This is a genomic window from Cryobacterium sp. TMT3-29-2, from assembly GCF_004564305.1.
In the GTDB taxonomy this organism is placed as follows: Bacteria; Actinomycetota; Actinomycetes; order Actinomycetales; family Microbacteriaceae; genus Cryobacterium; species Cryobacterium sinapicolor.
On the sequence record NZ_SOGK01000113.1, the window covers coordinates 41,561 to 51,841 of the forward strand.

General features: G+C 71.7%; 6 protein-coding genes. 5 read left to right on the plus strand and 1 reads right to left on the minus strand.

Annotated elements, in window-relative coordinates; genetic code table 11:
• Positions 1 to 5 precede the first annotated feature (5 nt).
• The 5 genes from E3O67_RS12765 (at position 6) to E3O67_RS12790 (ending at position 8,898) form a co-directional block, all read left to right on the plus strand.
• Positions 6 to 977 (plus strand): MoxR family ATPase, encoded by a 972-nt coding sequence (locus tag E3O67_RS12765; RefSeq protein ID WP_135102862.1) that lies wholly within the window; start codon positions 6 to 8, stop codon positions 975 to 977.
• Positions 974 to 2,323: a DUF58 domain-containing protein gene (locus E3O67_RS12770; protein WP_241982166.1), complete on the plus strand. Its 1,350-nt coding sequence runs from the start codon at positions 974 to 976 to the stop codon at positions 2,321 to 2,323. Before E3O67_RS12765 ends, E3O67_RS12770 begins: the two co-directional genes overlap by 4 nt.
• Positions 2,320 to 4,746, plus strand: a complete 2,427-nt coding sequence (locus E3O67_RS12775; RefSeq protein WP_241982168.1) for a transglutaminase domain-containing protein — start codon at positions 2,320 to 2,322, stop codon at positions 4,744 to 4,746. The genes E3O67_RS12770 and E3O67_RS12775 overlap by 4 nt, the downstream gene beginning before the upstream one ends.
• On the plus strand, positions 4,743 to 5,573 hold the full coding sequence (locus E3O67_RS17130; RefSeq protein ID WP_174776835.1) for an FHA domain-containing protein: 831 nt from the start codon (positions 4,743 to 4,745) through the stop codon (positions 5,571 to 5,573). The genes E3O67_RS12775 and E3O67_RS17130 overlap by 4 nt, the downstream gene beginning before the upstream one ends.
• A 283-nt stretch (positions 5,574 to 5,856) precedes the next feature.
• A complete protein-coding gene (locus E3O67_RS12790) occupies positions 5,857 to 8,898 on the plus strand; it encodes an FtsK/SpoIIIE domain-containing protein (protein WP_135102864.1) in 3,042 nt (1,013 codons plus the stop codon).
• Between the two features lie 104 nt (positions 8,899 to 9,002).
• Here E3O67_RS12790 and ald read toward each other — a convergent pair whose 3' ends face one another.
• Positions 9,003 to 10,118 carry an alanine dehydrogenase gene (gene ald / locus E3O67_RS12800; protein WP_135102865.1) on the minus strand — a complete coding sequence of 372 codons (1,116 nt, stop codon included), beginning with the start codon at positions 10,116 to 10,118 and terminating at the stop codon, positions 9,003 to 9,005.
• Positions 10,119 to 10,281 lie beyond the last annotated feature (163 nt).

The following is a 10,281-nucleotide window of genomic DNA, read 5'->3' on the forward strand; positions in this document are numbered from 1 at the left end:
ACCCCATGACGATGACCGCGGAGCAGGCGACCCAGTTCGCCGACGTTTTCGACCGACTGGTGACCGGGGTCGAGCAGGTGCTGCTGGGCAAGCACCACGTCATCCGGATGTCGTTCACCGCGCTTCTCAGTGGCGGGCACCTGCTGCTCGAAGACGTGCCGGGCACCGGCAAGACCTCGCTCGCGCGCGCTATCGCGCAAAGTGTGCGCGGCACCAGCAACCGGGTGCAGTTCACCCCGGACCTGCTGCCGGGCGACATCACCGGGGTGAGCATTTACGATCAGCGCAGCGGTGCATTCGAATTCCACCGCGGGCCGGTCTTCGCGAACATCGTGCTGGCCGACGAGATCAACCGGGCCAGCCCGAAGACCCAGGCCGCACTGCTCGAGGTGATGGAGGAGGGGCAGATCACCGTCGACGGCGTCACCCACCCGGTCGCGGCCCCGTTCATGGTGATCGCCACCCAGAACCCGATCGAGCAGGCCGGCACGTACCGGCTGCCGGAGGCCCAGCTGGACCGGTTCATCATGAAGGCGTCCATCGGATACCCGGACCACGCCTCGACCATCCGCATCCTCGAAGGCGCAGGGCAGCGCGCGCACGAGGTGATCGTGCCGCCGGTGGTGTCCGCGGCGACCGTCGTCGAGCTCGCGGCCCTGGCCCGCACCGTCTACGTCGACGCCACCATCAACGACTACGTGGCGCGCCTGATCGACGGCACCCGCACGAGCTCCGAGGTGCGCCTGGGCGTCAGCGTCCGCGGGGCGCTCGCTCTGATCCGCACGGCGAAGACCCTCGCCGCCGCGAACGGCCGCCACTATGTGGTGCCCGACGACGTCAAGGAGCTGGCGGACGCGGTGCTCGCGCACCGGCTGGTGCTCGACCCCGAGGCCGAATTCGACGGGGTCACTGCCTCCAGCGTGATCGCCCGGGTGCTGATCGAGACGCCGCCGCCCAGCGACAGGCAAGCTGCGTGACGCAGGGAGCGCCGATCGACGCGGTCACGGCGCTCACGCCACCTGCTGCGGTGCCTGTGGGCACCTCCGGCGACGGCCGACTGGCCGAGACGGTCGCGGCGGGAGTGCGCTTCGCGCGGGAGGCGAGCGCTCGTGCCACCCGCGCCCTGCACGTGGTCTCCTCCGTGGTCACCCCGCTCGGCTGGGCCGCCCTGACCGTCGTGGGGGCGTCGTTCCTCGTCGGGTACGCCCTGGGCTGGACCGAGTTCATCGTGATCGGCTGGGCCGGGCTCGTGCTCCTGGTCGCGGCTTCCTGTTTCCTGATCGGTCGGAACGCGTTTGAGATCCACCTGCACCTGCCCGTGGACCGGGTTGTGGTGGGGGAGCGGGTGCCCGGCCAGGTCAACGTGCGGAACCCGACCCGCCGACGGCTGCCGGGCGTCGGCGTCGAGGTTCCGGTCGGTGCCGGGCTGGCCGAATTCGCGATGCCGAGCCTCGCCCGCGGCGAGGACTTCTCGGACGTCTTCATCGTGCCGACCCGAAAACGCGGCGTGATCCCGATCGGCCCGGTGCGGACGGCGCGAGCCGACCCGATCGGGCTGCTGCGCCGGGAGGTGGCCTGGTCGGAACAGGTCTCACTGTTCGTGCATCCGCGCACGGTCTCGATCCCGAGCATGAGCACCGGCTTCATCCGCGACCTCGAGGGCAATCCCACCCGCGATCTGACGAACAGCGATGTGTCGTTCCACGCCCTGCGCGAATACGTGGCCGGCGATGAGCGGCGCGCCATCCACTGGAAGAGCACCGCGAAGACCGGGCGGTTCATGGTGCGACAGTTCGAGGAATCCCGCCGCAGCCACCTCATGGTCGCGCTCAGCCTGGCGGATTCCGACTACGCCGACGAGGACGAATTCGAGCTGGCCGTCAGCGTCGCCGGCAGCCTGGGGGTGCGGGCCATCCGTGACGCGCGCACGGTCTCCGTGGTCGCGAGTGCGGTGCCGCCGGACTCCAACCGACGACGGATGCCGGGTCTCCGCTCGCTCCGCACCCTCACCCGCGCCCGGCTGCTCGACGATCTCAGCGGCGTGGATCGTTCCTCTGCGGCCCTGCCGGTCAGCGAACTTGCCCGGGCTGCCGCGGACACAGTGGCGGGTATCTCGGTGGCCTTCCTGGTTTGCGGGTCGGTGACCACCCTGACCCAGCTGTGCACGGCCGCCAGCCGTTTCCCGGCCGGGGTCGACGTGGTCGCCGTGATCTGCGCCCCGGAGACCGTGCCCAGCTTCCGCCGGGTGGCCGAGCTGAGCGTACTCACCATCGGCTACCTCGAAGACCTCCAGCACAGCCTCGCTCGAACGAAGGCGGCATGAGCGCGCGCGGGGTACGGCGGCGCGGCGCGCGCCGGGACGGGATGGCGGCCGGCGGCATCCGTCTGGACTGGCGCTTCATCGTCGGCAACACCATCGGGCTGCTGCTGGCGACCGTCATCGCCGCAGCCTCGTTCTGGCCGGTCTATCAGAGCCGCGAGTTCATCGTGCTGGTCTGCGTCACCTTCGCCCTCGGCGCGCTCGTTGCCCTTCTAGGAGCGCTGTTGCGCTGGGGCACCTGGCTGGTGGCGTTGTCCACGGTGGGGGTGTATCTCCTCGCCGGGGTGCCGCTGGCCGTTCCCGGTCGGGCGGTGGGCGGCGTCCTGCCCACCCCGGACGGCTTCCTCGACCTGCTCGCGGCGACCGCGCTGAGCTGGAAACAGCTCGTCACCATCGTGCTGCCGGTCGGTTCCTATCAGGCGCTGCTCGTGCCTGCTTTCATCCTCGTGCTGCTCAGCACGGTGATCGGGCTGTCGGTGGCCCTCCGCGCCCCGGTCGGCGAGTTCGGCACCCTGGCCCCCGCCGCCCTGTTCGTCAGCGGCATCGTGCTGGGGCCGACGGTCGCGAGCATGCCGATCGGAACCGGTCTCGGCCTCTTCGTCGTGCTCCTGGCCTGGCTGCTCTGGTTTCGCTGGATGCGTCGCCGATCCGCCCGGCGGCTCACCCTGCAGCAATCCCGCCGCAGTACGGCGTCGTCTTCCCATCGGCGGCTCGCGGCCGCCCGCGGGCTGGTCAGCGCCGCCGTGATCGTGGCGGTGGCGATCGCCGCCGGTACCGGGGCCGCGGTCCTGCTGCCGGCCGACGTGCCCCGCGACGTGGCGCGCGCCCGGGTGCAGCAGCCGTTCGACCCGCGCGCCTACCCGAGCCCGCTGAGCGAGTTCCGCGGCTACCTGCAGACCGGGCGGTCGGATGCCGTGCTCCTCGAGGTGGCCGGCCTGCCGAGCGGTGGTCGGCTCCGGCTGGCCACCCTGGACAGCTACGACGGGATCGTCTACTCGGTCGGCAGCGACCAGGTCAGCAGCGCGTCCGGCTCGTTCACCCGGCTGCCGGACCGGCTCGACCAGTCCCTGGTCGACGGCGACGAGACCACCCTCACGGTGACGGTCGAGGGCTACACCGGCGTCTGGGTGCCCGGCGCCGGACAGCTCGAAAGCATCACGTTCACCGGACCCACCCGGATCGTACGCTCCGACTCCTTCTACTACAACGACAACAGCGGCACGGCCGCGGTGCTCACCGGGCTGGTCAGAGGCGACAGCTACCGGAGCGTGGGTGTCGTCCCCCGTTCCCCGGACAACCTGGCCGCTCTGCGGCCCGGCAGCGCCGTGCTGCCCGAGCCGGCTATTCTGCCGGACGAGCTCGAACAGGCTCTGGCCCGTTATGTGCGGGCCGGCGACCCGCCCGGCGTGCAGTTGCAGGCCATGCTCGACGGGCTCAAGACGGATGGCTATATCAGCCACGGCATCCTCCCGGACGAACCGGTGAGCCGGTCCGGGCACGGTGCCGACCGGATCAGCGAGCTGTTCACCGATCAACCCATGCTCGGCGACGCCGAGCAATACGCCGTCGCCGCGGCCCTGATGGCGCGCCGGCTCGGCTTCCCGGCCCGGGTCGTCATCGGCTTCGTGCCGAGGGCCGCCTCCGGGGGCGAGACGGCGTCGGGGGCAGAGGCGATCCCCGTTGTCGGTTCCGACATCTCGGCGTGGATCGAGGTGGCCTCCACACTGGGCTGGGCCACGATCGATCCGAACCCGGCCGTGCGCGACATCCCGGCGCGGGCCCCCGACGACCCGACGGTGGTCTCCCGGCCGCAGTCGGTGGTGCCCCCGGCGCTCCCCGACCCGGTGGAGCTGCGCGATCCGGCCCCGCCGGAGAGCAGCACCGAGGATCCGCCGGCCCCATCCGACCCGCTGCTGGCCTTCCTGCTCGCCGCGGCGACCGTCGCCGCCTGGACGCTTCTCGGCCTCGGTGTGCTGCTCGCGCCCTTCCTGCTGATCGTCGGCGCCAAGGCGCGCAGACGGCACCTGCGTCGCACCCGGTCCACACCGCTCGACCGGATCCGCGGTGGCTGGCGCGAGTTCTCCGACGCCGTCCTCGATCACGGCGTCGACGTTCCGGTCGGGGCCACCCGCACGGAACTGGCCGTTCTGGTGCCGGGTACGGAGCCCAGGACGGCGGCCGGCGTCGTCGCGGATGCCGTCGACCGCGCCGTGTTCTCCCCTGAACGGTCGGACGATGCCGCCGCCGAGGAGGTGTGGACGGCGGTCACCGCCCTGTGCCGCTCGCTCGGCGCGGGGGGCAGCCGCACCGACCGGCTTCGGGCCCTCGTGTCGCTGCGCTCGTTGGGTCGGTACGCTGGAGGGACATCCGTTCACCGAACAGCCCCGCGAGGGAGCGGCCCTGCACCGGGAGGAGCCCGCCCATGAACTGCCTGATCTGCGGTGCGCAGCTGCCCGTCGGCGCCATGTTCTGCGGTGAATGCGGCAGCTCGAGCACCGCCACCCCGCAAACCCGAAAACGCCCGGATCCGCGGCCCGGCGACACCACTGTCATCCAGCCGCTCCGCCGGAACACCGTGATCTCCGTGCCGGTGGTGTCGGTTCCGATTGCGGGACCGGCCCCGGCCCCGGTCCTCCCGGCTCCGGTCCCGGCCCCGGTCCGGGTCCCGGTCCCGGTCCCGGTCCTCCCGGCTCCGGTTGACGCTCCTCTCCTCCCGGCCCCCGTGCTCCCGGCCCCCGTGCTCCCGGCCCCCGTGCTCCCGGCCCCCGTGCTCCCGGCCCCCGTCCTCCCGGCCCCCGTCCTCCCGGCACCGGTGTTCTCCGTCTCGGTCGAGATCCCCGATCCGGATCCCGCCCCGGCGCCGCTGTCGGTTCAGCCTGCGGCCCCCTCGGCCACGTCATCCTCGTTCGACGCGGCCCCCTCGGCCGCGTCCCTGTTCGTGCTCCAGTTCAGCACGGGGGAGACGATCTCGGCCCTGGGCACCGGCCTGATCGGTCGCCGACCGCTGCCCCAGCCGACCGAACACGTCGACATCCTGGTGCAGATCAACGACCTCGGTCGGTCGGTGTCGAAGAGCCACCTCGAGTTCGGCCAGCACGAGGGCGAGTTCTGGGTCAGTGACCGGTTCTCGGGGAACGGCACGATCATCCGTCGCCCGGATGCGGTACTGGTTCGCTGCGAACCTGGCCGGCGCTATCTGGTGCCGCGTGGTTCCCGCGTCGAGATCGCGGACCAGTTCTTCATCCTCAACTAGTCGCCTGCGAGCCGCTCCCTGCCCGGGCCGGCGCCGGCCCGAATGAGCCGGCCCGAACGAGCCGGCCCGAACGAGCCGGCCCGAACGAATTCGACGGAGATTTTGCCCAAACCGGCCCCGGAACCGCCCAAAAAGTGTTTTCAGACGAGAATCTCCGTCGAATTGGTTCGAGACTCGTTGGGTGCCACACCCGTTGATCCCTCCCCAGCCCTGTCGGCCGCCTGTCCGCCACGGATGCCGGTGCGTGCCGCTGGGATCGCCCCCGGAGTGATGGGCTGGTGCGGTGATCCGAGCCGATGTCCCGCTGACCCTCCCCGCCCGTCCGGCCGACCCGCCGGCGCCCGGCTTCCCGTTGATCGCGAGCGTGGCGCCGCTGGCCGCGGCGGGGGTGATCTGGCTGATCACGGGTTCGGCCTTCGTGCTGATCTTCGCGGTACTCGGCCCGGTCATCGCCCTGGCCGGCATGCTCGACGCGCGCCGCACGGGGCGACGCACCCGGCGCGCGAACGCCGCCGACCAGGAGCAGGCCCTGGTGACCCTGCGGGCCGAAGTGGCCCTACGCCAGGAGGAGCTGCGCCGCCTGCAGTGGCGGCGCACACCCTCGGCCAACAGCATCGTGGCCGCCCCGCACGCCGCCCTGCGGTGGACCGGCTCGGGATCGGATGTGAGCCTGGGGTCCGGTGCGGTGCCGAGCGGTCTGCGCCTCGACGGCGGCGCAGGTCTCGACGAGCATCGCGACCTGCGCGACTGGGCGGCCACCCTTCCCGAGGCGCCCATCGTCGCCGACGTCGGCGGGGGGATCGGAATCGTCGGACCGCTTCCGCTCGGGCAGGCGCTGGGCCGCGGGCTCCTGGTGCAATTGGCCTGCTCGCTGGTGCCCGACCAGGTCCGCCTGAGCGTGCCAGAAAACGGTTGGGACTGGGCGGCCGCGCTCCCGTACGACACCGGGTCGGTCTGTGCTCGCACCGTCGTGGTCTGCGAGGCGCCGCCGGGAGGGGCGTCCGGGAAACCGGCACCCGCAGGGTCGGGGCTGATCATCGCCCTGGCCGGAACGCTCGAGGCACTCCCCGTCGGCTGCGACACCATCGTGCGAATGCAGGGTCCCGGACGAGCCGAGGTGCTGCGATCCGGCGTGCACGCCTGGGGAACCGGCTTCCGGCCCGAACTGATCACCGTCGAACAGGCGCTCCGGGTTGCCCGGGTGTTGAGCGACCGGGCCGCGACGGCCGGTTTGGTGCCGACGTCGCGGGCGGTGCCGGCATCCGTCGCCCTCGGCGAACTCACCGGCTTCCGACCCGGGCATCGGGTACGGCAGGGGCAGTCCCGATCGCCGAGCCTCCGCTGCGCCATCGGGGTCGGCGAAGCGGGGGAGGTGTCGCTCGACCTGGTCGGGGCCGGGCCTCACGCCGTCGTCGGCGGCACGACCGGCAGTGGCAAGAGCGAGCTGCTGGTGACCTGGGTTGCGGCGATGGCGGCGGTGGCAAGCCCCGCTGAGGTGACGTTCCTGCTGGTCGATTTCAAGGGTGGGGCGGCGTTCGCCCCGTTGTGCGCCCTGCCCCACTGCGTCGGGCTGATCACCGACCTCGACGGGCACCAGTCCGCTCGGGCGCTGGCCAGCCTTGCCGCCGAGCTGCGGTACCGCGAACGTGTGCTGGGCCGGGCTGGTGCGCGGGACATCGTGCACCTGTGGGGGCAGGATTCCGGAGGGATGCTTCCACGGCTTGTGATCGTGGTCGACGAATTCGCGACCATGCTCACGGCCTTCCCCGACCTGCACGCTCTGTTCATCGACATTGCCGCGCGGGGCAGATCGCTGGGGGTCCACCTGATCCTCTGCACCCAGCGGCCCACCGGGGTGGTGCGCGACGCCCTGCTCGCCAATTGCACGCTGCGGGTATCGCTGCGGGTCAACAACCGCGCCGACAGCGTGGCGGTTCTGGGCACGGATGCCGCCGCGGCCCTCGGCGCCGACCAGGCCGGCCGGTGTCTGATCGCCACGGACTCCTCAGGACCGGTGCTCTGCCAGGTGGCCACGACCTCGCAGCAGGAGATCAGCGACCTCGCCGCGGCGGCCGCCGGGGAGCCGAGACCCCGGCGCCCCTGGCTCGACCTGCTGCCCGCGAGCCTGAGCCGCGTGGACCTCCTTGCCCTGGTCGCGAGCGGAACGGCGGTCGACGAGTACGCGTCCGACGGCCCCATTCCGGCTCCCGGGCAGGACTGTGCCGCGCCCGGCATCCGTGCCAAGCCCGGAGCACTGCTGGGGCTGCTCGATGAGCCGGAGCTCCAGCGCTACCGGGTGGCCCGTTACGAGCCGATGGGCGAGGGCAGCCTGCTCGTGATCGGCGGGCCCCGCTCGGGCAAGTCAGCGGCACTGGCGTCGGTCGTGGCGGGGTTCGCACCCGTCGGTGATGCCGACCTGTTCGGTGCCGATGTCGAGGCCGTGTGGGACGCCCTGGTCCAGGCGCGCCGACGCCTCGACGCCGGGGGGAGCCCGGTGGCCCGGCTGCTGCTGCTCGACGACTTCGATTCCGTGCACGCCCGCTGGGACCAGGAACACCGCCCGGCAGCCCTCGAGCTACTCGCCGGACTGCTCCGAGACGGGGCGGACGGCGGAGTCCGCATCGTCGTGGCCGCGCAGCGGCTCACCGGATCGCTTCAGGCCCTGCCGACTCTGTGTCAGAGACGGCTGGTGCTGCGCTTGGCCGATGTCGGCGAGCATGTCGCGGCCGGGGGAGCGGCCGCCCTGTTCGACGACCAGCTCCCGCCCGGCGGCGGGACCTGGCAGGGCCACCGCATCCAGCTTCTCGCGCCGGAGCAGGGCCGTGCAGGTCCGGATGGCCCGGGTGGCCCAGGAAGTCCGGGGAGCCTGGGCCTGATGAAACGTCCGGATGCCCCGACGCTTCCGGATGTCGCCGCGCTCCTGGGACTGCCGGGGCAGACCCTTCTCGTCGTGTCGGGTTCGCCGTCCCGCACGGCGGCGGCGCTCGGCGCGGTCCCCGGTGCGCGGGTCGTCGACCTCGCCGCAGCGTCCCACGACGCGATTGCGGAGGTGGCGCACGCGGGGGCGCCGCTCCGGCTCAGCGAGACGCAGTCGGGGACCGCTTTCGTCGGCGACGTCGACGCGTGGCAGGCGCAGTGGTCCCTGCTCGGTGCCCTGCGCCCGCACGCGGACCTCGTCTTCGACGGCTGCAGCCTCGCCGACTACCGGGCGATCAGCCGACGCCGGGACCTGCCGCCGCCGCTGGCACCCAACCGCGGTCGGGTCTGGGTGCTGCGCCCGGACGGCACCGTGCACCGAGCCACTCTGCGGCCCCCGGTCGCATAGCCGTATCGCCCGCCAGAACGCCAGCCGCCTCGCCCGCCAGAACGCCAGCCGCCTCGCCCGCCGTAACGCCAGCCGCCTCGTGAATGACGGGACCCGGTCGCGGATCAGGCCAACGCGTCCACCAGTTCACGGAGCGGCAGCGAGTGCGCGGTCGCGACCGGGCCGCTGGTGACCCGGCCGCCGACCGTGGACAGGCCGAGGGCGAGTGCGGCATCCGTTCGGAGCGCGTCTTTCCAGCCACGGTTCGCGATCAGCCGAACATAGGGCAGTGTCGCGTTGGTGAGCGCATAGGTGGAGGTGCTGGGAACGGCGCCGGGCATGTTGGCCACGCAGTAGAACAGGGAGCGGTGCACGGTGAAAGTCGGGTCGGCGTGCGTCGTCGGGTGAGAGTCGGCGAAGCATCCGCCCTGGTCCACGGCGATGTCCACGAGCACGCTGCCCGGTTTCATCCGGGAGACGAGCTCGTTGCTGACGAGTTTGGGGGCCCGGGCTCCGGGGATCAGCACCGACCCGATCACCAGGTCGGACAACACCAGCGCCCGGTCGATCTCAAAGCTGTTCGAGGCGATGGTCTGCACCCGTCCGTAATACAGGGCGTCGATTTCGCGCAGGCGGAACAGGTTGGTGTCGAGCACGGTCACCTGGGCGCCGAGCCCGAGGGCCACTTGCATGGCGGCGGTGCCGGCGACGCCGCCGCCGAGCACGGTGACCCGGGCCGGATGCGTTCCGGGCACCCCGGGCACGAGCAGGCCCGGTCCGCCGTTGGGCTTGAGCATCACGTTGGCACCCACGATGGGTGCCAGGCGGCCCGCGACCTCGCTCATCGGCGCGAGCAGGGGCAGGGCCCGAGTCGGCAGCTGCACGGTCTCGTAGGCGATCGCGGTGACGCCGCTCTCCAGCAGCGCGCGGGTCAGGGCAGGTTCCGCGGCCAGGTGCAGGTAGGTGAACAGCAGCAGATCGGAACGGAAAAAGGCGTATTCGCTCTGGACGGGCTCCTTCACCTTGAGCAGCAGGTCGGCGGCGGCCCAGGTGGACGCGGCATCCGGCATGATCGTCGCGCCCGCCGCGGCGTAGCTCTCGTCGCTGAGCCCGGAGCCGCGCCCGGCCCCCGTTTCGATTAGCACCTCGTGCCCGTGCGCCACGAGGTCGTGCACGCCGGCCGGAGTGATCGCCACCCGGAACTCGTTGTTCTTGATCTCTGCCGGAACTGCAACCTTCATGGCGCTCCCTTAACTAACGAATTCGACGGAGATTTTGAGGCAAAATGCGCTTTTGCCCTCTGCGTCAAGCTGCTTGTGAGTCACTTCACAAGCAGTAGGAGGCAAGGGAATGTCGATCAGCCCGGGGTTCAACGCGGCGGAGATCCGCGAGTTCGTCCATGAG

Excerpts from the sequence above, each read along its gene's own strand:
- E3O67_RS12765 (WP_135102862.1), top strand. The coding sequence starts at position 6 with ATGACGATGACCGCGGAGCAGGCGACCCAGTTCGCCGACGTTTTCGAC.
- E3O67_RS12775 (WP_241982168.1), top strand. The coding sequence starts at position 2,320 with ATGAGCGCGCGCGGGGTACGGCGGCGCGGCGCGCGCCGGGACGGGATG.
- E3O67_RS17130 (WP_174776835.1), top strand. The coding sequence starts at position 4,743 with ATGAACTGCCTGATCTGCGGTGCGCAGCTGCCCGTCGGCGCCATGTTC.
- ald (WP_135102865.1), bottom strand. The coding sequence starts at position 10,118 with ATGAAGGTTGCAGTTCCGGCAGAGATCAAGAACAACGAGTTCCGGGTG.